The sequence below is a fragment of the Rhizobium pantanalense genome, assembly GCF_030182525.1.
GTDB lineage: Bacteria > Pseudomonadota > Alphaproteobacteria > Rhizobiales > Rhizobiaceae > Rhizobium.
On record NZ_JAQJCH010000019.1, the window covers coordinates 52,276 to 72,883 of the forward strand.

At 58.9% G+C, this 20,608-nt stretch carries 21 protein-coding genes; 8 read left to right on the top strand and 13 right to left on the bottom strand.

Annotated features, from left to right (window positions below):
* Window positions 1-98: 98 nt before the first annotated feature.
* Window positions 99-575, bottom strand: coding sequence for a ProQ/FINO family protein (locus PH558_RS32280; RefSeq protein ID WP_095437216.1), 477 nt, complete (start codon window positions 573-575; stop codon window positions 99-101).
* Window positions 576-1,496: 921 nt separating this feature from the next.
* Here PH558_RS32280 and PH558_RS32285 point away from each other — a divergent pair.
* On the top strand, window positions 1,497-2,033 hold the full coding sequence (locus PH558_RS32285; RefSeq protein WP_285208318.1) for a hypothetical protein: 537 nt from the start codon (window positions 1,497-1,499) through the stop codon (window positions 2,031-2,033).
* Between the two features lie 459 nt (window positions 2,034-2,492).
* Here PH558_RS32285 and PH558_RS32290 read toward each other — a convergent pair whose 3' ends face one another.
* The 4 genes from PH558_RS32290 to PH558_RS32305 all read right to left on the bottom strand — a co-directional run bounded on the left by PH558_RS32290 (window position 2,493) and on the right by PH558_RS32305 (window position 5,640).
* The gene (locus tag PH558_RS32290) at window positions 2,493-3,008 is read right to left on the bottom strand and encodes an HIT family protein (protein WP_285208319.1); all 516 of its coding nucleotides are present in this window, start codon (window positions 3,006-3,008) and stop codon (window positions 2,493-2,495) included.
* 743 nt (window positions 3,009-3,751) lie between these two features.
* Complete coding sequence (locus PH558_RS32295; protein WP_174718636.1) at window positions 3,752-4,177, bottom strand: DoxX family protein; 426 nt, start codon at window positions 4,175-4,177, stop codon at window positions 3,752-3,754.
* A gap of 77 nt (window positions 4,178-4,254) precedes the next feature.
* A complete protein-coding gene (locus PH558_RS32300) occupies window positions 4,255-4,695 on the bottom strand; it encodes a hypothetical protein (RefSeq protein WP_285208320.1) in 441 nt (146 codons plus the stop codon).
* Window positions 4,696-4,767: 72 nt separating this feature from the next.
* Complete coding sequence (locus PH558_RS32305; RefSeq protein WP_285208321.1) at window positions 4,768-5,640, bottom strand: ornithine carbamoyltransferase; 873 nt, start codon at window positions 5,638-5,640, stop codon at window positions 4,768-4,770.
* A 269-nt stretch (window positions 5,641-5,909) separates the two neighbouring features.
* On the opposite strand from PH558_RS32305, the gene PH558_RS32310 reads away from it, so the two are divergent.
* The 3 genes from PH558_RS32310 to PH558_RS32320 all read left to right on the top strand — a co-directional run bounded on the left by PH558_RS32310 (window position 5,910) and on the right by PH558_RS32320 (window position 8,964).
* The gene (locus PH558_RS32310) at window positions 5,910-7,076 is read left to right on the top strand and encodes a GGDEF domain-containing protein (protein ID WP_285208322.1); all 1,167 of its coding nucleotides are present in this window, start codon (window positions 5,910-5,912) and stop codon (window positions 7,074-7,076) included.
* 99 nt (window positions 7,077-7,175) lie between these two features.
* Window positions 7,176-7,877 carry a GntR family transcriptional regulator gene (locus PH558_RS32315; RefSeq protein WP_095437222.1) on the top strand — a complete coding sequence of 234 codons (702 nt, stop codon included), beginning with the start codon at window positions 7,176-7,178 and terminating at the stop codon, window positions 7,875-7,877.
* 124 nt (window positions 7,878-8,001) lie between these two features.
* On the top strand, window positions 8,002-8,964 hold the full coding sequence (locus PH558_RS32320) for a dihydrodipicolinate synthase family protein (RefSeq protein WP_113409422.1): 963 nt from the start codon (window positions 8,002-8,004) through the stop codon (window positions 8,962-8,964).
* An 82-nt stretch (window positions 8,965-9,046) separates the two neighbouring features.
* On the opposite strand, the gene PH558_RS32325 is transcribed toward PH558_RS32320, so the two are convergent.
* Window positions 9,047-10,084 carry an Ldh family oxidoreductase gene (locus PH558_RS32325; protein WP_285208323.1) on the bottom strand — a complete coding sequence of 346 codons (1,038 nt, stop codon included), beginning with the start codon at window positions 10,082-10,084 and terminating at the stop codon, window positions 9,047-9,049.
* Window positions 10,085-10,249: 165 nt separating this feature from the next.
* Here PH558_RS32325 and PH558_RS32330 point away from each other — a divergent pair, with 165 nt between their 5' ends.
* The 3 genes from PH558_RS32330 to lhpI all read left to right on the top strand — a co-directional run bounded on the left by PH558_RS32330 (window position 10,250) and on the right by lhpI (window position 13,545).
* Window positions 10,250-10,543 (top strand): ATP-binding cassette domain-containing protein, encoded by a 294-nt coding sequence (locus PH558_RS32330; protein WP_285208324.1) that lies wholly within the window; start codon window positions 10,250-10,252, stop codon window positions 10,541-10,543.
* On the top strand, window positions 10,543-11,784 hold the full coding sequence (locus PH558_RS32335) for an NAD(P)/FAD-dependent oxidoreductase (protein ID WP_285208325.1): 1,242 nt from the start codon (window positions 10,543-10,545) through the stop codon (window positions 11,782-11,784). The genes PH558_RS32330 and PH558_RS32335 overlap by 1 nt, the downstream gene beginning before the upstream one ends.
* 72 nt (window positions 11,785-11,856) lie before the next feature.
* Complete coding sequence (gene lhpI / locus PH558_RS32340; RefSeq protein WP_285208326.1) at window positions 11,857-13,545, top strand: cis-3-hydroxy-L-proline dehydratase; 1,689 nt, start codon at window positions 11,857-11,859, stop codon at window positions 13,543-13,545.
* A 120-nt stretch (window positions 13,546-13,665) separates the two neighbouring features.
* Here lhpI and PH558_RS32345 read toward each other — a convergent pair whose 3' ends face one another.
* The 5 genes from PH558_RS32345 to PH558_RS32365 all read right to left on the bottom strand — a co-directional run bounded on the left by PH558_RS32345 (window position 13,666) and on the right by PH558_RS32365 (window position 18,484).
* On the bottom strand, window positions 13,666-14,427 hold the full coding sequence (locus tag PH558_RS32345; protein ID WP_095437227.1) for an SDR family NAD(P)-dependent oxidoreductase: 762 nt from the start codon (window positions 14,425-14,427) through the stop codon (window positions 13,666-13,668).
* A 13-nt stretch (window positions 14,428-14,440) separates the two neighbouring features.
* Window positions 14,441-15,253, bottom strand: coding sequence for an ABC transporter permease (locus PH558_RS32350; protein WP_113228488.1), 813 nt, complete (start codon window positions 15,251-15,253; stop codon window positions 14,441-14,443).
* Window positions 15,253-16,119, bottom strand: coding sequence for an ABC transporter permease (locus tag PH558_RS32355; protein WP_285208327.1), 867 nt, complete (start codon window positions 16,117-16,119; stop codon window positions 15,253-15,255). The genes PH558_RS32350 and PH558_RS32355 overlap by 1 nt, the downstream gene beginning before the upstream one ends.
* Window positions 16,120-16,206: 87 nt before the next feature.
* Window positions 16,207-17,370: a polyamine ABC transporter substrate-binding protein gene (locus tag PH558_RS32360; protein WP_285208328.1), complete on the bottom strand. Its 1,164-nt coding sequence runs from the start codon at window positions 17,368-17,370 to the stop codon at window positions 16,207-16,209.
* Between the two features lie 22 nt (window positions 17,371-17,392).
* Window positions 17,393-18,484 (bottom strand): ABC transporter ATP-binding protein, encoded by a 1,092-nt coding sequence (locus PH558_RS32365; RefSeq protein WP_285208329.1) that lies wholly within the window; start codon window positions 18,482-18,484, stop codon window positions 17,393-17,395.
* Between the two features lie 185 nt (window positions 18,485-18,669).
* On the opposite strand from PH558_RS32365, the gene PH558_RS32370 reads away from it, so the two are divergent.
* Window positions 18,670-19,482 carry a helix-turn-helix domain-containing protein gene (locus PH558_RS32370; RefSeq protein WP_285208330.1) on the top strand — a complete coding sequence of 271 codons (813 nt, stop codon included), beginning with the start codon at window positions 18,670-18,672 and terminating at the stop codon, window positions 19,480-19,482.
* Here PH558_RS32370 and PH558_RS32375 read toward each other — a convergent pair.
* Entirely contained in the window at window positions 19,466-19,777 is a 312-nt protein-coding gene (locus tag PH558_RS32375) for a hypothetical protein (RefSeq protein WP_285208331.1), read from the bottom strand. The two genes, PH558_RS32370 and PH558_RS32375, sit on opposite strands and share 17 nt — an antisense overlap.
* Window positions 19,777-20,574, bottom strand: a complete 798-nt coding sequence (locus PH558_RS32380) for a DUF899 domain-containing protein (protein WP_285208332.1) — start codon at window positions 20,572-20,574, stop codon at window positions 19,777-19,779. Before PH558_RS32380 ends, PH558_RS32375 begins: the two co-directional genes overlap by 1 nt.
* Window positions 20,575-20,608: the final 34 nt, after the last annotated feature.

Below are 20,608 nucleotides of genomic sequence, written 5' to 3' on the forward strand. Positions count from 1 at the left end.
AATCGCATCGCCGCACTACCACGCCAAGGGTGCAGCGTTTCCATTACGGTCGTTACAATGGAGGCAGGGAGGGGTATGAGGTGATGCGCCCAGGCGCATCAGCGGGCGGCGCGATCGGAGCGTCGGCCGAGGAGGGAGGCTCGAATGAGTTCTGCTTTGCTCAAAGCTGGCGGTGGTGGCGGCTCTTCGCGTTGGGCCGTAGCCTTGGCCTGCGTTTGGCGCAGTGTGATCAGGCGCTGCTGTGCGGCAAGCCTGTCTTCGGCCGAAAGCGGCTCAACGGGATTGCCGGCGAGATCGTGCCGCATGGAATCCGGCTGGGCGCAGGCATGATAATATCGTTTTGAGTGCAGAAACGCGCTGGTGGAGCGACGCAGAGACATGACCGGCACGTCAGGTTTCAAAAGCGGACGGATTTCATTCCAGAGGCCAAGCGCAAAAGGACGGATAGGATCGCCAGCTTTGACGGGTAGGATAGCGATGGGGCGAAGCAAGAGCGTGTTGATCGCGGCTGCCTTTTTGACATCGAGTTCGGTCGCCACGATCGGCTCGCGATTGGTTGTCCAAGGTTCTTCCATCAAATCGTTCCTCTGCGTGCAATTCCATTACGGGCTGATTGTGAAGTGATTTTGACGGGATGGCAAAGAAATCTGTCCCGCTTGTTCGCCCTCACGCCAAGCCGACGTTCATATATGAGATGGTGCAGCCTGCAGCAAGTTTTTGGTTAACGAGATTTTTATAGTTGGACGGCTAGCTTTCGCGAAGCCGCGATAGGTAGCGCGTACGCGGCGCATCTTCCCTCAATCCCGAATTTGTAACAAGCTGCCTGCGAAAATGTCGCAGGGCTCTGGTTTGCGCGGGCTGTTGTGTCTCACGGGGGAGGGGCCTTTATCCGGGCGGCTGCAAACCAAATGCTAGCGGAGCTAGTGGCGGCCAACCGGCGGCGGGTCGACAGTACTCCTTATATTTGCGGTTGTTCAGGCTGCCTGCTGAAGCTGCGTCCTTCGAATGGTCCGCACAGCGTGGTGTAACAGAGTATTGCATAGGTTGGCCTTCGCTGCTCCACACCAGCTGTTGGCTTCAAATGTCCTAGGCTCTCCATTGCCATTCTCTGGCGCCCAGTAGCATCCTTCATCGGCAAGGCAGCGAGGGTGCATTCGTATTTGAGGGATGCTGCAGATGGAGAAGCGGTTGCGAGAATGAAGCCATCGAGGGCAGGGGCGGGTATCGAGCGGGAACGCGGCAAATCTCGTCTTGGGTCGTTAAGCCAAACCGGCGCCCTTCAGCACATTGAAGAGAGCTGCTCTACATCAAGGTGCGGCTTTCGCAGGTGGAAGCACATTCCGCGACCGTCGTCATGTAATCTGTGAGCCCGCTAAAAAATCTGGAGATAGTTGCTAGGGGCGGCTTGGCTGGCGGCGATCGTAGCGGTAGATACAGCAGCACGGCCGACACGATCCAAGTTCGAACGGCTCGTCAGTCATTGGGGGGAGGTCTTCTTGAACATAGCAACATCCCTTTCACTGGGCGTCGTTGTTTCATTTACGCTCGGTTCGAGTGCGTTTGCTTTCGACAAAGCTTCCTTCTTCGATGCCGCCCTTTGCAAGCCGCCTTACTCGACTGCCAGCGCGACAAAGATGTATGATGAGGCTGAAAAGTTCGCGAAGGCGGATACCTCGCTCATGACGGCTGCCGTTTACAAAATGTCTGCGGACTTCGGTCGCCAAGGCTTCAAGACGAATGAAATCGTCTTCGCCGGAACGAGCTTCGGCATTCTAGTCGAGGGCTTGCGGGCGGACGATCTGGCCAAGACCTATCACCTGACACCGGATGGGCTTGGCAATCTCCTCGGCACCGCAACGAAGTCATATGGGCGCGCTTTGCGCAAGGCTGAGCAGCCCGCGGCCGAGATGGGAGTGGTGTCCGTGGTCGCCCGCGAATCCGCGGCCTTCCCAGGCAAGACCCTGCTGGCCTGCGAGTTCGTCTCGCATGAAGACCTCGAAGCCATGAAGAGCATGCAATCACTGCCGAAGTAGTGCGCGCCAGGGCATGGCGCCGCTGCTTTGCCCGCGGTTGGAAGCGGCATGTGGTCTTTCGCGGAAGAGGAGCCATGAGAGCTGCAATCTGCTGCTCCGAAGCGGCCTTTGGTTCGATATCTCAGTATTCGGTCTCCGCTCAAACCCGATTGCAGGGATGCTGGCGTGTGGCGGAAGCAAAATCTTATATAGCTTCGGCTAGGCGAAGTATTAACCATAATCTCAAGCTATTGTGAAACCTGTCGTGTGAAGCTTCTGGGCCGCAGCATCATTATGTGGAGCAGAAAGGGTGATCGTTTCGGCTTGGAAGCCGACGGACCCAAAATACCACCGCTGACCGAATTGGTGGCTGGGCCAATCTGACGATCATCCTTTAAGGCCAAGATTTCCCACCCTGCATCGCAGATATGTCACAGGAAACCGCTATTATCTCTTTGAACCGCAAGTTCCATAGGAAGCCTAAAGTCGAACTATGGCGGTCAGCTCAGAATGGTAGGCTTCCGCGATCCGCAGCGCCATTTGCTCCATTTGGTCATCAGCTATACGCAGAACCCCGTGCTCCGCCATCAAAGCATGGTATTGCTGCTCCTGGAGCGGCACACCTGCAGGCAAGGGGACGACATGAAAATGTAAGTGGCTGTTGGCCTGTCGGCTGCCGAGTGAAAGTACGTAAATTCGCTCGGCGTCAAACGTCTTTTTCAGAGCGCGAGACAACAGGTGCACCTTTTCCTGTAATCGGAGATATTCTTCCGTCGACAGATCTTGAGCCAAATCCTCGCGGTGCTCTTTCGGGCAGACAAGGCAGTAACCAGGCAGTGTTGGGTACTTGCTCAAAAAGATAATCGTCTCGCGGTCATCAAAAACGCGGTGATGAAAGCAAGAGGGATCATTCCTGACCAAGCCGCAGATGAAGCATGGTTTTGTTTCGCTGTCGTGCACATAGGCCTTCAGATCAAATGGTTGTCGGTCGTTCATTCCGAACCTCCGCCCTGTTGCTCGGCAGCGTATCGGTTTTCAATCTAGCGCATCAATTCAGGTTATGAAGTTGCGCCGGCAATGCCACCCATTCTGCTCAACGTACGCAGCAACGTAAGTGGGGCAAATTTCTGACAATGCAGAACGCCTCGCTTTGTGCAGGCGGCTTTCAATTGCGATGGATAGTGAAACCTGTTTATCTAATGAGAAATTGCAGGTGGCTGAACAGCAGAAGGCTGTGTTAGAGATGGCCCCTTATCTACTATTATTTTTCATCTTCGTCACATGCGGCCTCGTCAATATGACGCGCCCTCGAAATTCTATTAGACCAGTGAGTGACCGAGACACCGAAAACGCTTACAAAGCGGCTTTCAAAATTGAATCCAGGGAGACGATAGAGCGACGAAAGCTCATAAGCCTCCTTTTGGTGATTGCATTGCTAATCGACATGCTCCTCATCGTGTGGATAGTTCGCTTCGCCTAAAAGGTAGGCTTGCTAAACGGGACGAGGCCTCAAAGTGCGCGGGGTGGCGCCATCTCGCGAATTATGTGGGATAATCTGGAAAGCGTATTTATGCCTCCAAATCTGCTCCACCTATCACAGCATCGGTTCGTCGAGCAGAGTTCTAAGCTGCTAGTGCCTCGTTATGCAACCGCAGTGCTGCAAGTTTGCGCTAGCGTACTTACCCGTCTGCCCTCAAAAGGAAATGGTGCGGCAAGCTTCAGATCATGCTGAAGCTACGTCATATCCTGTCCGACCAGGGCGCCCATCTTATGGCAAGCACGCTGCCCGGCCCATTTACGGCGGCGAAGAGTAGTCCGGCTACAAAAACAAAGTGATCCACGAAGAAGCCGAATTCAGCTTGGTTGCCGGCCCAGCGGGCCGGACCATGGAATGAGAAACCAAGGAAGATGACATAAACGGCTGCAACGAGCGTCGCCGGGACGAACAAAGCACCGGTCAAGAAAGCAACGGCAAGCAGCACTTCAAGGATTGCGGCACACCAAGCCAGGAATAATGGAAACGGGAAGCCGGCGGCGGCGATGTAGCTCGCGGTCGCGCCCATATCCATAAACTTGAACGAGACCGCCATAACGAAGACGGCGGCAAAGATGAGGCGTGCGACGAGAACGGCGGCAGTCTGCCAAATTGATTGAGCGTTTTCCACGATATTCCCTCCAGGTTGACGCGGTTGATAGTCCAAGGACGGCCAACCGAGGGTGATTCCGACAAGGAGAATGGAAATTATTTGCCTGCCTCCGGCGATCGTCCACTCGTGCCAGAAGTATAGCTAGTGATGACATAGCGATCGTTCTCGTCCAGTGCGTCCGGATCCACCAGAACGACGGAAGGTTCTCCGGTGCCGGATATCAGAATGAAAGAATAGGGGTTCGTTGTCTCGTCGTTGGCAACCAGGAGCGATCTCTGGAGCAGTCGTGCTAGTTGGCTGGCAGCGTCCAGAAGGGGCGGCGGGGGCAGGTCATTGGAGTGATAGATGCTGATGATCTGCGAATAGTCATCGAAAGATCCCGACGTCACGAGGCATGTTGCCGGCATATCCGCGATTTGTGCTATGTCGTGGATTACGTCCACGCTGTCAGTATCGATACCGAGGACGGCCGCGATGGAACGCCGCAGAAAATCATCGTCCGCATGCTTTTCAAGAGCGGCATCAAACCAGATCATTGTCCGCGGTTCCGATTTTCAGGATTTGGGTTACACAGCTGCATCGTATCGCCAGACATGCCGCATCGGCAATTACGAAGTCATCCACTCCATCAAGGCATTCTGCGCGTGAAGCAAAAATGCCTTGGCCACTCGGCTTTGGCAGGCTGGATGCAGCATCGCATCCACCGTCAGTTCCTGACCTCTCGTGACTGGCGGGCACGGCAAAAAGATAGCGCCCTGCTTTCCTTCGTTGAGAAGCGAAGCCGACACCCGATACTCGGCCAACGCATCTTCCTCTGTGTCCGTTGGCCATGAATCGGTAATGATGACGTCCGCATCGAGCAGATGGTGAATGTCCGTGCTGCTTTCAAAATTCGAGTTCAGAAGGTCCGGGTCAGTGAGGTGCCAGCGCTCTGGATAGACCTGAACGACCTGCATCGGCATCGATCGTGATGCCTCGACCCATGATCTCAATATATTGGCGTCTGGCGCAATTCCGACAACCTTGAGGCCATCAAGCGTTCCTCTTACCCTCTTGATGTAGGCAAGATCCCCAAGCGTTTCGCAAGGGTGATTGGTTCTTGTTCTGGCATTGATGACAGGTGCTTCCGCGGCGGCGGCAAGTTCATACAGAGTTGCCAGCTCTTTTGTCCTGACGATAAGAAGATCAAACCAATTATCGAGGTAGCCCGCTAGATCGGCTGTGGGTTCGCGAGTGCTGAAGTTGATGGGAGGTTGAGCAGATATGCCGCCCATCGCCTTCACGCCGAGATCGAAAGCGGTCGTGTTTCTCCATCCTGTGTCGTCGACAATGATGCCCACGCGCTTGCCGAACAGGACTTGTGGCATGGTGCGTTCATGCCAATGCTTTGCAAGTTGGTCCGCCCGGTCAATAATCCCTAGGATAACGCTCGGAGGCAACGAGTGAAACTCGAGGAAATCTCTGTTCGACATAAAATTCATAGCGCGTCCAAGGTAGAATTCGGCAGGCCGTCTGCGACGGAGGCGAGGCGTTTACCCTAGGCAGTTTTCGATGCAGCGCAATGGTGGAGAAGCGTCAGCCGACCGCCGCGACCTTGATGCCAGTCCCGCCCATGGCGTTAATCCATTTTCGACGAAGACTTATCGCAGATGCTGCATTTTCAAGATCTTTAGCAGCCCCATTGGCAAAATCTTTAGATCGTTCGGAGTATCGAGGCCGCAATGCTTTCCGGCTGCTTTGGTAGTTTTCGATGATCAATGAATTAGATATGCCGACGGTGCTCTTTCTCCAAAAGACATCCTATATCGCTGGTGCGGTAACTTTGGGTTATTTGAAATACAGCTCGAATGAAAGCCGCGGCGTTGGTCTGCTTGCCTCAAGTTTCGTCATTCTCGCTGCGGCATCAACATTGGCCGGATATGCCGAAACCTATCCGGCATTCTATGCGCCTCTCAGCCTTATCAATCTCGTTTGCGCCGTGCTTGGATATTCGCTGCTCGGCTCATCTTTCGTGGTGATCAGCGATCCCGACAGAAAAGTGATACCGGCTCTTGCATTGCTGCCTGCGCTGCTGACTTTGCTCGTCGGAGCTTTCACGGCATTTCATTTGAACAATACATATAGGGCGGTGACCTTCAATTTCCTCGGCTGCGTGATGCTTGCCGGCGCGGCGATCGTCATATTCAGGGACTCCTTTCGCGAACCGCTGCCGATCAGAAAATTCGTTGCCGCAATATTAGTGGCCTGCAGCCTGCTATCGCTGATAATGGCCTTCGAGTTCTCGTTCCATTCCTTCGTCCTTCTCGATGTGGCGAGCGGCTTTCTGCTGATGATCCTTTCCAAGTTTGTGCTGGCGCTGTCGATCGTCATTTTCATAAGCGAGCGCCAACAGATAAAACTCAGACAAACAGCCGAGCGAGATGGCCTGACCGGTCTTTATAATCGCCGCTTCTTCAACGAGAACGCTTCCGGACGGCTTCGGGATGGAGATGCCATTCTTTATCTCGATATCGATCACTTCAAGCATTTCAATGACCGTTGGGGCCATGCGGCGGGAGATGAAGTTCTCGTTGCAGTATCGCGAACGATAGAGGCGATCCTGCCGGCGTCCGCCATTTTTGCGCGGCAGGGAGGAGAGGAGTTCATAGTCTTTCTTCCCTTGAAAGCGGGAGAGCCGCTTATCCATGCCGAGCGCATTCGGGAAGCTGTTCAGCAAACCCGATTTCCGGATCTCGGTGCTGATGTAGTGGTGACGACGAGCATTGGCATTTCGAAGGTGAGGCGGGAATGCAGGTCGCTTACCGAGCTTTGTCGCGAAGCGGATCGTGCCCTCTATCTGGCGAAGGCAGGCGGACGAAACCGGGTCTGTGATGCGAGCAGCGACTTTATCGCTGAAGTTTACGTTCGCTCGGCGTAATCCTCGATTTTTGGCAAAGGCCCGGAATGCCGGGAAGCGGCGTTGATTTAGCTGGTATGCCCCTTTATTTCTCACGCTGAAAGAAGAGGTCAGTTAGCCATGGATAATGAAACAAGCCTCCGAAACGAGCGCAAGCGCGGCTCCGGCGTGAAGGTGGTCTATGACATCTTGCGGGACGAGATTTTGGATCTGGAACTGCCGCCGGGCAGTCCCATCGACGAGGTGCAGCTTTCCGAGCGCTTCGGCATGTCGCGCACGCCGATCCGTGAAGCCTTGGTGCGGCTGGCAGGCGAGGGGCTGATCGATACGCTGCCGAACCGCTCGACCATGGTCTCGCAGATCGACTTTCTCAACATGCACAGCTATTTCGATGCACTGGTGCTGATGTATCGGGTGACAACGCAGCTTGCCGCTAAATATCACCGTCCGGAAGATCTCGAAGGTGTGCGCGCGCTTCAGGCTGAATTCGCCGATGCCGTCGAAGCGCAGGATGCGCTCGCCATGATCTCCACCAACGCCGCGCTGCATCTTGCGATCGCCGAGGCTGGCCGCAACCCCTATTTCACCAGCCTCTTCTCGCGATTGCTGAATGAGGGCCGGCGCCTCCTGCGTCTCTATTACCAATCCTACAACGATCGTCTGCCGCGTCGCTTCGTCGAGGAGCACGATGAAATCATTGCCGCCGTCGAGGCGCGGGACACGGAACTTGCCGAGCGCCTCGCGCGCGAACATGCCGAGCAGATCGTGGCCCAAATCCAGAAATTGCTGATGCGCGGGGATCGTCTCGACGTCAGCCTTTGATTTGCATATTTCTTGTCGACAAAATAAATACAAACATGTATCAATGCTGCAAAGACGGTGAGGCGCGGCCGCGGATGCTGCTGGGCTGATAGCCGATCCACTCCCGGCCCAAGAGGATAGAAAGATGAAGTCGAGCATTTTCTCCGGGGTGATCCCGGCCTTGATGACCCCGTGCAAAGCCGATCGCAGCCCCGATTTCGATGCGCTCGTGCGCAAGGGCAAGCAGTTGATCGCCCAGGGCATGTCGGCTGTGGTCTATTGCGGCTCGATGGGCGATTGGCCGCTTCTGACCGATGCGCAGCGCATGGAGGGCGTCGAGCGGCTGGCCAAGGCAGGCGTACCAGTCGTCGTCGGCACCGGCGCCGTCAATACGGCATCGGCCGTTGCCCACGCGGCGCACGCGCAGAAGGTCGGCGCCAAGGGTCTGATGGTCATCCCGCGCGTGCTGTCGCGTGGTTCGGTGATCGCTGCCCAGAAGGCGCATTTCAAGGCGATCCTGTCGGCAGCGCCGGATCTTCCGGCGGTCATCTACAACAGCCCCTATTATGGCTTTGCCACCCGCGCCGACCTGTTCTTCGCGCTGCGCGCCGAGCACGCCAATCTCGTCGGCTTCAAGGAGTTCGGCGGCCTGGCCGACATGCGCTATGCCGCCGAAAACATTACCAGCCGCGACGATGACGTGTCGCTGATGATCGGCGTCGACACGGCGGTCTTCCACGGCTTCGTCAATTGCGGTGCGACGGGTGCTATCACCGGCATCGGCAACGTGCTGCCCAAGGAAGTCATCCATCTCTGCAACCTTGCCCAGGCTGCAGCAAAGGGCGACGTCGACGCGCGCCAGCGCGCGCTTGAACTCGAGCAGGCGCTTGCCGTCCTGTCATCCTTCGATGAAGGTCCGGACCTGGTTCTCTTCTTCAAGCACATGATGGTGCTGAAGGGAGACAAGGAATATGAGCTGCACTTCAACGAAAGCGACGTGTTGAACGATAGCCAGCGCGGCTATGTCGAGGCGCAGTTCAAGCTTTTCAATAGCTGGTACGCCGAGTGGAGCAAGCTTCCGGGCGCGGTGGAAAAGTACAAGGCCTAAGCTTTGCGATAGCTCGGGTGCAAGGCGCGAGAGGCCCCGCGGGGCCTCTTTCATTATCTTCCGTCAGCCTTCACTTACACTTTCAGGCCACGGCGTCTAGACCGAGTTCCTCTAGGCGATCGAGTTGGCGAATTTCCTCTCCGGTCAGCGGGATACCGTCCTTTTCCGCGCGAGCGCGGGCGGCGAAGCGGCGTTGCGACGGCAGGCGCGCGCCCTGGCCGACAATCGCTTCGAACAGCACTTCGGCACGGGCGAGCGGATTTCCAGGTCGACCAGCAGCGAAGGCCTCCGGCGAGAAGGCAACGATGAGTTCGCCGTGCCGCGGCGCAAAGGCCGTGGAGCCGAGATAATCGAGCGCCTCGCGGCTGGTGAAGTCGCCGATCATGATGCCGGCCAGAAGCTCGATCATCGTGCCGATGGCCGAGCCTTTGTGGCCTCCGAACGGAAGCATCGCGCCGGCGAGTGCTGCCTCCGGATCCGTGGTCGGTTGGCCGTCGGAATCGATGGCCCAGCCCTCCGGAAGAGGCTTGCCGGCACGCCGATGCAGCTCGATCTCGCCGCGGGCGGCGACCGAGGTCGCGAAGTCGAAGACGTAAGGCGGACTTTCCGGACGCGGCCAGCCGAAGGCGAAGGGGTTCGTTCCCAGGAGCGGTGCCGAGCCGCCGGCCGGCGCCACGGTGGAATAGCTCGGGCACATGGCGAAGGCGGCGAGGCCTCGATCCGTCAGGGCTTCCACCTCCGGCCAGAGCGCCGCGAAATGCGTGCAGTCGTTGATGGCGAGTGCGGCAATGCCGAAGCGGCGAGCCCGTTCGGCAAGCACAGGCATGCCGAGCTCGAAGGCAGCATTGGAAAAACCGCTCTTGGCATCGACGTGAACGATGGCGGAGCTATCATTTTGTTCGAGAACCGGCACAGCATCGGGCCGTGCCTTGCCGGCTTTCACCGCGCGCAACACGCCTTCGATGCGGTAGATGCCGTGCGACTTGCAGGCGTCACGTTCGCCGGCGACGATCACCCGCGCGATTGCACCGGCCTGCTGCGCATTGACGCCGGCTTTTGAAAGGATAGCCTCGACACGGTCTCGCAGCGCATCAGGCGTCAGGGTGATCACGTCAGTCAATTTCGGTCTCCCATATTATGCTCGCTTGCATCATAGACTTGAAAATTATAAATACAAAAAGAATACAAAAAATCGACATGAACGCCGTCGCGCTTTTCGGCTTCAGCTGAGGAAGGTCAGTGAATTACCGTCACCCTCAAATATCAGGCCGCCGCAGCTGAAGAAATGGCGGTAAAACGGATCCGCACCGGCGTTGCCGAGACGTTTTCGATCCTTCCGATAAGAACGCTTGCCATGCCGCCGGAACATATGTTGTTTCATGACGTAATATCTGCGCTTGATCCCGCACCGGGAGGAGGGATGACCATGATCTGCCTAACGCTTGGACCAACACCTGCTCGCGATGTCTCCGATCGCGTTGCCTATTTCCACCGGAGCACCATGACCGAGATCGGCAAGTCCAAACAGATTTTCGGCGCGCCGCAGTATCAGCAGAAATCTCTTTCGAGTGTGTGTTGATGGCAAGACCGGACGTAATCGTCATTGGCGCCGGTGTTGTTGGCCTTTCCACCGCGCTCGCGGCGCAGGCGCGCGGCTTAAGCGTGATGGTCGTCGACCGCGAGGGGCCGGCCGCCGGCGCTTCGGCCGGCAACGCGGGTGCCTTTGCCTTCACGGATATCCTGCCGCTGGCGTCCCCCGGCATCTTGAAAAAGGCGCCGAAATGGCTCCTCGATCCGCTGGGGCCGCTCTCGGTGCCGCCTGCCTATGCATTCAAGATCGCGCCCTGGATGTTTCGCTTCTGGCGTGCCTGCCAGCCCTCGCGCGTTGCCTACGCCACGGCGGCCCAGACAAGCCTGATGGATCTTTCCAAGGCCGAGCTTGAGCCGTTTCTCGCCGCGACCGAGACGCTCTCGATGCTGCGCAAGGAGGGCAATCTCCAAGTCTATGAGAGCGAGGCGGAATTCCAAGCCTCTCTGCCCGGTTGGGAGGCTCGCCGCAATCACGGCATCGAATTCCAGCATCTGAAAGCCGACGAGATGGCGGCAATCCAGCCCGGGCTGGCGTCACGTTTCATTCTCGGTACCTTCACGCCCGGCTGGTATTCAATCGCCGATCCCAAGCTCTACACGCTGGCGCTGGCCGCGCATTTTCGCAGCCGCGGCGGCGTCATCGAGACATCGGAGATTTCGTCGCTTCGGGCGCTCCCGCTTGGGGTCGAGGTGGTGGCTGCGGATGGAAAGCTGCGCCAGGCTGGCAAGGTCGTTCTGGCTGCCGGCGCCTTCTCGCATCGGATCGCCAAGACGCTCGGCGAGCACATTCCGCTCGAAACCGAACGCGGCTACAACACGACGCTTCCGGCCGATGCCTTCGACCTGCGCACGCAGATCACCTTCGGCGGCCATGGCTTCGTCGTCAGCAAACTTTCGACCGGCATTCGTGTCGGTGGTGCGGTGGAGCTGGGCGGATTGGCCTTGCCGCCGAATTTTCGCCGTTCCGAAGCCATGCTGCAGAAGGCGCGTACTTTCCTGACCGGTCTCAGGCCGGAAGGTGGCGTGCAATGGATGGGCTTCCGGCCATCGCTGCCCGACAGCCTGCCTGCGATCGGCAGCGCCAAGGCGACGCCGGACGTGGTCTATGCCTTCGGCCATGGTCATCTCGGTTTGACCCAATCGGCCGGCACGGCGCGTATTGTCGCCGACCTTTTGACACGGCAGGCGCCGGCGATCGATCTGACGCCATTCTCGCCGCAACGCTTCTAATGCAAACAAGCATGCCGATGTGGATTTCCACATCGGTGCTTACGATCCTCTCGCATATGGATCTACGGTGATATGAACGACACGGCATCGGCTCGCAGTATCATGGGTGGCACCGCAGTGGGTCGCGTCGTCGCCACGCAGGAGGCCCTCAGCTTCTGGGGCGGAGTCGATCCTGCCACCGGCAAGGTCATTGATATCCATCATCCTCTGCATGGCGAATGTCTCACTGGCGCAATCCTGATGATGCCTTCGAGCCGAGGCTCCTGCAGCGGCTCCGGCGTGCTGCTCGATCTCGCGCTGACAGGCCGCGCGCCCGCTGCCTTGATCTTTTGCGAGACCGAGGATGTGTTGACGCTCGGCGCGCTTGTCGCCGCCGAGATGTTCGGCCGGCAGCTGCCTGTCGTGCGCCTTCCGCCGGATATCTTTGCCCGTCTGGCGCAGGCAAAGACGGTCAGGATCGAAACCGCTGCCGTCGTCGCGGATGGCGAGACCATTCCCCTTTTGCCACCTGCCACCTCCGGGCTTTCCCTGACGGAAGCCGACAGGTCCATGCTGGAGGGAGGCGAAGGCGTTGCGGTCGCTCAGGCCATGCGCATCCTTACCGGGATGGCGGCTCAGCAGGGTGCCACTTCCCTTATCGACGTGACGCAAGCGCACATCGATGGATGTATCTATGCAAGCCCGGCCAACCTGACCTTTGCCGAAAAAATGGCGGAGCTTGGCGGACGCGTGCGCGTGCCGACCACCATGAACGCCATTTCCGTCGATCGCGCCAATTGGCGGCCGCAGGGCGTGCCGGAGGACTTTGGCAACCCGGCGGCACGCCTGGCGGATGCCTATGTACGCATGGGCTGCCGCCCGACGTTCACCTGCTCTCCCTATCTGCTCGATAGCGCACCGGGCGCCGGCGAGGCCGTCGGCTGGGCGGAATCCAACGCCGTCATCTTCGCCAATAGCGTGCTTGGTGCGCGCACGGCCAAGCATCCCGATTTCCTCGATCTCTGCATCGCCTTGACAGGCCGTGCGCCGCTTTCGGGCGTATATCTGGATGAAAATCGAAAGGCGACGCGTATCCTCGACGTTGAACTTCCCGAAGGTCGCGACGATGCTTTCTGGCCGCTCGTCGGCTATCTCGCCGGAAAGGCGTCTCCCGATCGCATTCCGTTGCTGCGCGGTCTGGCCGCCGGGCACCCGTCGCGCGACGACCTGAAGGCGCTCTGCGCTGCCTTTGGCACAACGTCTGCCGCTCCCATGCTGCATGTCGAAGGCGTGACGCCAGAGGCCGTCGATGCTCTCGATCCGAATGCCGATCGCCTCGCCATCACACGCGCCGACATGGCTGCCGCCTGGAAGATGTTAAACGAGGGGCCGGAAGCCATCGAGCTTGTCGCCATCGGCAGCCCACATGCCTCGCTTGCCGAATGTCATGCGCTCGCCGATGCTTTTGCCGGCCGGCGCCGCCTGCCTGAGGTAATGGTCATCGTCACGGCAGGACGCGATGTCATCGCGGCTGCCGAGGCTGACGGCACGCTGGCGCGGCTGCGCGACAGCGGCGTGCAGGTTTTACCCGATCTTTGCTGGTGCTCGATCTCCGAGCCGGTCTTTCCGCCCGGCACGCGTGCGGTCATGACCAATTCGGGCAAGTATGCGCATTACGGGCCGGGGCTCAGCGGACGCGCCGTGCGCTTTGGCAGCCTTGCCGATTGCGTCGAGGCAGCTGTCGCCGGGCGCGTGGCGGCGGGGCTGCCGGACTGGCTTTGAGAAGAACGACGGCGCACGGATTTCACGCATCGGTGAGACGTCTACGTCCGTAAGCCTAAAGCAATTCCAGGAAAAGTGCGAACTGGTTTTCCGTCCGGAAATGCGTCAATACAAACGGCTCTAGACGACCGTTTCGCCGCCATCGACGACGAGGATCTGACCTGTCATGTAGGAGGAACGGTCGGAAACCAGGAACAGGATCGGTTCGGCGATTTCCGACACATCGGCCCATCGTCCGAGCGGCACTTTCTCGGCGATGTAATCTTCAATGGCGCTGCGTCCACCCATCTGCGTGATGAACGGCGCGTTGAACGGCGTGTCGACCCAGCCGGGGCAGAGCGCGTTGATGCGGATGCCGAAGCGGGCATAGTCGCCGGCCATCTGACGGGTCATGGCGATGACCGCGTGTTTGGAGGTGGTATAGGCGATCATCTCGCGGTCATAGAGCACGCCCGATGATGATGAGGTGTTGAGAATGACACCCTTGCCGGCCTTCTTCATGACCGGCATGACGAAACGCGAAGCCATGAAATGCGCCCTGACATTCAGGTTCCAAGACCTATCGAAACCGGAAACCGCGACCTCTTCCAGATTACCGGCGACCTGAGCGCCGGCGTGATTGTGCAGGATGTCGATGCGGCCATGCCGCGCGGCGATCTTTGCGACACCGGCCTCAAGCGCTTGGTCGTCCATGACATCGATAACAAGGCTTTCGGCGCTGCCGTCAGCCTCGGCAATCTGGCGTACGGTTTCCTCGGCATTTGCCAAGTCGATATCGGCGACGATCACATGCGCGCCTTCGCGCGCCATGATCAGCGCTCCGGCGCGGCCAATGCCGGAGCCGGCTCCGGTGACGATTGCGACCCGATCCTTGAGTATCATGATGTTTCCCTGGTCAGTTTGTCGTTGTCTTTTCGCGCATCAGGAAACGCGCGATGAGAATGAGGCAGAGCGACGCGATCAGCACCATGGTCGCGATCGCGTTGATCTCCGGCGTGACGCCGCGGCGGATCGAGGCGAAGACATAGATCGGCAGCGTCGTGTTCGATCCCGCAACGAAGAAAGCGATGATGAAATCGTCGAATGAGAAGGTGAAGGCGAGCAGAAAGCCGGCGAGGATCGACGGCATGATCTGCGGCAACACGATTTGCCGGAACGTGGTCAGCGGCGTGGCATAAAGATCGCTGGAAGCCTCGACGATATCACGGCCAAGGCTCGCGATGCGCGCCTTCACGATCATCGTCACGAGAGCCATGGTGAAGAGACCGTGTGCCGCAATGATCGAGCCGTAGCCGAGTGCGAATTTCGGTGGCTGGTCGCCAGGCCAGACGGCCGCGATCAGCGGGTTGATAATGCCGAAGACTTCGACCAGCGCCACCAGCGTCGCAATGCCGATGACGACACCAGGCACGACGATCGCCGCGGCAAACAGCCCATCGAAGACGGCGCGGGCCCGGGGGCCGAGCCGTTCCAGCCCGATTGCCGCCATCGTACCGAAGATTGCGGCAAGGGCAGCGCTGGTAAAAGCGATGATGAGGCTGTTCCGCAGCGCTTCCATCAGGAAGGTGTTGGAGAGCGCCCGTCCATACCATTGCGTCGAAAAGCCGGTGAACTCGCTGGCATTGCGACCCGCATTGAAGGAGAACAGGACGACAAGCGCGATCGGCGTATAAAGGAAAAGATAGACGAAAGTGACGAGCGCGCGCATCAGACGAGATCCACCTGGCGGGTGCCCGCGACGCGCCAGGCAATGCGCATCGCGACCAGGAGCACGATGACGACGACTGCGACGAGCGTCACGGCAATCGCCGATCCGAACGGCCAGTTGCGCGACTGCAGGAAGAGGTCGACAAGCGCATTGCCGATGAAGAACACCTTGCCGCCGCCGAGCAGCTGCGGGATCAGATATTCCCCGAGCAACAGGATCGTCACCAGTGCCACGCCGGTCATGACGCCGGGCAGGGACAGCGGCAGCGTAATGCCGAAGAAGGTAGAGATGGGCTTGGCGCCAAGGTCGGCCGATGCCTCCAGCAGCCGACGGTCGAGCTTTTCCAGACTGACATAGATCGGCATGATCATCAGCGGCAGGTACCCGTAAACAATGCCGAGCAGCACGGCGCCTGGCGTATTGATGAGCCGGATATTCTCGATCCCGACATATTCGAGCAGATGCGGAATACCGCGCGCGCCGAGCAGATACATCCAGGCGTATGTGCGCACGAGCAGGCTCGTCCAGAAGGGCACGACGACGAGGGAGACGAGCAGCAGGCGGCGTTGCGGGCTCGCTTTGACGGCCAGATAATAGGCGACCGGATAAGCAACGAGCAGACAGGCAGCCGCACCGATCGGCGCAAGGATCAACGTATTGATGAAAGCGGCCGACCGCGAGCCAAGATTGGCGAATTGCGCGAAGGTGAAAGCTGCCTGATACCCGCCTTCGGGCGCACGCTCACCAAAGGCAAAGACGATGATGGCAATGAAGGGCAGCACCAGGAAGACGAACAGCCAGATGCCTGCCGGCCCGACAAGGGCAGCGGTGACGAGGCGCCGTTTGGTGGCAGGGTTAAGAGGCATCGAGAGGTTCTTTGTCCGCCGGTGCTGGGAAGGAAGCCGATCCCTTACCACCGTCATGGCGCAAGGGATCGGGTCGAAGAAAAACGATCAGGCCGACTTGAAGCGCGCCATCAGTTCGGCACGGCTCGGATCGGTGAGCGTCACGGCGGCACCGAATTCGAGCGGCGTCAGCGAGGCTTCATCCGGATAGACGATCTTGTTCGAGGTGATTTCCTTCGGCAGGAGCTCGATCACACGGCTGTCGGTGGTCGGCGCGCCATTGGCGATGTGCTCCTTCACCGCATTCTTCGGGTCCATCAGATAGTTGAGCAGGGCATAGCCGGCCGCCTTGTTTGGCGCATCCGTCGGGATCGCGTAATAATCGGTCCAGATCTCGCCGCCGTCCTTACCAAGCACATAGTCAAGCTCGGGCATGTCGCGATTGAGCTGCGCGCCGTCGTTGGTCCAGCACATGGTCAGCCAGGCGTCGGTCGAACGCATCGACGGCTGATAGTCGGAGTTGATGGCAAAGAGATGCGGCTTGACCTTGATCAGCAGTTCCTCGGCCTTGGCGAGCTCTTCCGGCTTGATCGAATTGAAGTCGTAGCCGAGGGAAACCAGTGCGCTGCCGATGGTCGTCAGCTGATAGTCGTGGACCATGGCGCGGCCGTCGGCTTCGGTCTGGGCGATCTCGAAGAAATCCTTCCAGCTCGAAAGCTTGGTCTTGATCTTTTTGGTGTTAACGGAAAAGCCGGTCGTGCCCCAGTTTTTCGGTACGGCGTAGGTTTTGCCGTCGATCTGCCCTTCCTTGGTGAAGCGTGGGCTCTCGCTCACCTGGCTGAAGTTCGGGATCTTGGTAAGGTCGAGCTCCTCGATGAGGCCGAGCTTGTGATGGGTCGAGATCGTGTAGTTGGTCGGCACGAAGAGCGACCAACCGGAGGCGCCGGCCTGCAGCTTTGCGAGCATTTCCTCGTTCGAGCCGAATACGTTGACCTCGACGGCGACGCCGGTGGCTGCCTTGAAGTTCTCGAAGGTTGCCGGATCGTGATAGTTCGGCCAGGTCGCGATCGACATCTGCGTGCCGAGTTCGCCGGCGGCATAAACGGGTGTCGACAGCGCGCCCGGGACGCGCGCGAGGACTGCCGTTGCAAGGCCGAGGCCGGTGATATTCAGAAAGTGACGACGGCTGATCGAGCCGCGCTTCAGGCGCATGAATTCTTCCATGAAGCCTTCGGCTGAGATGGGGAGATTGTCCTTATAATCCTTGCTCATGATGCTGTTCCCTTGTTTTGGCTTATGCATTCGATGCTGGAAAGACATGTAAGGCGGTGGGGTCGAAGCCGAGGAAGACCTCTTCGCCCGGACCCACGAGATCGCTTTCGTTCATGCTGCGGCGATCCGAGGTGATCAGGAAATCGCCGAGGCCGGGGACGGTGACTGCATATTCGGCTGACGAGCCCAGGAAGATGCGATGCGTCACCGTGCCCTTGAAGGACATACCGGCTGCCGCCATGCCGCGGCTGAGATGGATCGCTTCCGGACGCAGGGCGGCAATTGCCGCTCCCGGTGCGAGCCGCTTGCCGGTTGACAGTGCCGAACCGTCCGCCAGGCGAAGCGTTTCGCCATCGGCTTCCATCGTCGCCTCGATGCGGTTGGTCTTGCCAACGAAATCGGCGACGAAGAGATCGGCCGGGCGGTCGTAGACTTCCTGAGGTGTGCCGAGCTGGCGAATGCAGCCTGCGCTCATCACGCAGACGATGTCGGCCATCGACAGTGCTTCTTCCTGGTCGTGGGTGACGAGAACGAAGGTAATGCCGAGCTCGCGCTGCAGCGTCTGAAGCTCGATCTGCATGGCCGAGCGCAGTTTCTTGTCGAGAGCCGCCAGCGGCTCGTCGAGCAGCAGCACGGAAGGACGGTTGACGATGGCGCGAGCAAGTGCCACGCGCTGCTGCTGGCCGCCCGACATTTCATGGATGCGGCGCTTCGCGAATCCACCGAGGCGAACCATCTCAAGCGCTTCGGCAACGCGCCGGTCGATTTCGGTACCGCCGATCTTCGGGCGCATCTGCTTCAGCCCGTAGGCGACGTTCTGCGCGACGTTGAAATGCGGAAACAGCGCATAGTGCTGGAACACCATGTTGACCGCGCGCTGGTAGGCCGGAACGCCGTTCATCTCGCGCCCGTCGATCAGCACTGTGCCTTCGCTCGGCTGTTCGAAGCCGCCGATCATGCGCAGGCACGTCGTCTTGCCGCAGCCGGAAGGGCCCAGAAGCGCCAGGAATGCGCCCTTGGGCACGTTGAGGTTGATGTCCATCACGGCGGTCACGGCGCCATAGTTCTTCGTGACCGAACGGAATTCGATATCGTTCGTTGAAGCGGATGCCACGTCTGTTCCCTGCGGTTGGTGGGCAGTCTCGATCTGCCTTATTGCCACCGTCGTTAAGGAAAGAGTAAGCCTGAGCTTCTCGCGAGGTATATACCCCGAAAGAGGTATTTTCGTGCAGAATGCTTCGTGGGAGGTGTATATAGGGGCTGCGCTGAATGCGCAGGACGGCAGAGGGAATCCGTCACATGAGCACCGACCTTGAAGGGCTGTTTGCCGCCTTCAACGCCACGATCGGCCGATCGACGATGACGGATGCCGAGTTCGGAGAGACGTTCCGCCAGATGATGGCGTCGCTGGTACGGTTCGACTACGTGGTCGTTTTCGCCTATCGCGGCAAGGAACGGCCGATCGATCTCTACAGCACTTTCGATCCCCAAGAGCATGTCGTCTTCGTCACGCTCTACCAGGCCGGTCCCTATCTGCTGGATCCCTTCTATCACACGGCGCGCGAGCGCCGCGAAGGCGTGCTCAGGATGCGGGAGCTGGCGCCGGACCGTTTCTTTTCCAGCGAATATTACCGAACCTATTATGTGCAGACCGGACTGGCCGAGGAGATTGGTTTCTTCGTCAATGCCGACGATGATGTCACCATCGTTCTGTCATTGATGCGGCGCGAGAAGACCGGGGTTTTTCCACCTGCGGAATTTGCGACGCTAAAGAAGGTCGAGCCGCTCGTCGCAAACATGGTGAGATACTATTGGTCCGGCCTCGCCTCGCGCTTCGACGCGCAATTGGCTGCCGGCAGCAGGACAAAGCGAAAGCCGGGTCAGAACGGAAACATCCCGCCAGCGGAAACCGTCTGGCGGGATCTCAATCTGACGAGCCGGGAGACTGCCATCGTCGAGCTCGTTTTACAGGGGCATTCGTCGGAATCGATCGGTCTGAAGCTCAATATCTCGACGGGAACGGTGAAGGTTCACCGCCGCAACGTCTATCGCAAGCTCGGCATTTCATCCCAGACCCAGCTGCTTTCGCTCTATCTCAAAAATCTTGCCTAGCACTGTTGGTGTCTAGCTGGACATGCATGCGCGCGTCCGTTTCTCCTCTCGCAAGAAGCTTCAGCCATGGCCCGCAATGGAAGAGGCTCATGAGCAGATACATCGGCACCATCCCGCCGAGCATCGAGCTGCCCTGCGCGGAGCAGATCATGTCGCCGGCTGAACCATAAGCGGATAGCACGGCCATCAGGGCGAGGCTCGGCGCGGCGGCCAGCGCCAGCAGACGGCCGGCGGTGATGGGCAGGGCAGGGGCGATGCGGCCGCCCCTTTTACCGATTTCGGACGAGACAGACATCAGTTGGCTCCGTATCGGTCGTGATGTCTCCACCACACGCCGGTCTCATTTCGGCCGAGCGGCGCGCGGTCGAGCCACTGGTACATGCCCCAGAGACCATCAAGGCCGCGGGCATAGGAAGAATAGGTGTGATAGATCTCGCCATCCTGCATGGCGAAGGCGCTGACGCCGGGTCGATCCCGCGTGTAGGTCGCGATATCCGTCCCCGTCATTGACGCCATCAGTTCGACCGGGCCTTCGCTGCCGCGCAGCTCCCATTGTTGTATCGTCTTGCCCGCTTGAGCATCGAGCATTGGCGGCTCGCGGCGATAATTATATTCGATTTTGCCCCCGCTCTGTTCCTCCGGCGTGAACCAGACATTGAAATCATGGTTGAAATCGCTGTTGGCAGAAGAGGCCCAGTCGAAGGTCCAGCTCATGCGCCGCTTGAACTCCTGCAGCTTCGCGAGAGGTGCGCGGGAAATGGCCGAGAAGGCGACATCGTGATTTTCAAGATGCACCGCAATGCCGTTGAAACCATCCGCGATCGATGAGCAGGATGGGCAACCGGCGGTGTAATCCGGTCCGAACATGAAGTGATAGACGAGAAGCTGTGAGCGCCCCTTGAAGAGGCCCGGGAGCGGAACGACACCTTGCTCGGTTTCAAGCCGATAGTCCTTTTCCACCTTCACCCAGGGCAACTCCTGGCGGCGGGCGGCGATCTCGTCGCTGCGTCGCGTCAGTTCCTTTTCCTGCTCCAGCAGCGAAAGCCGTGCCGAAAGCCATTCCTGGCGCGTTCCAGTTCTATGCATCGTCATGGTTCATCTCCTCTTGTCTGTCAGCTCGTCCTTG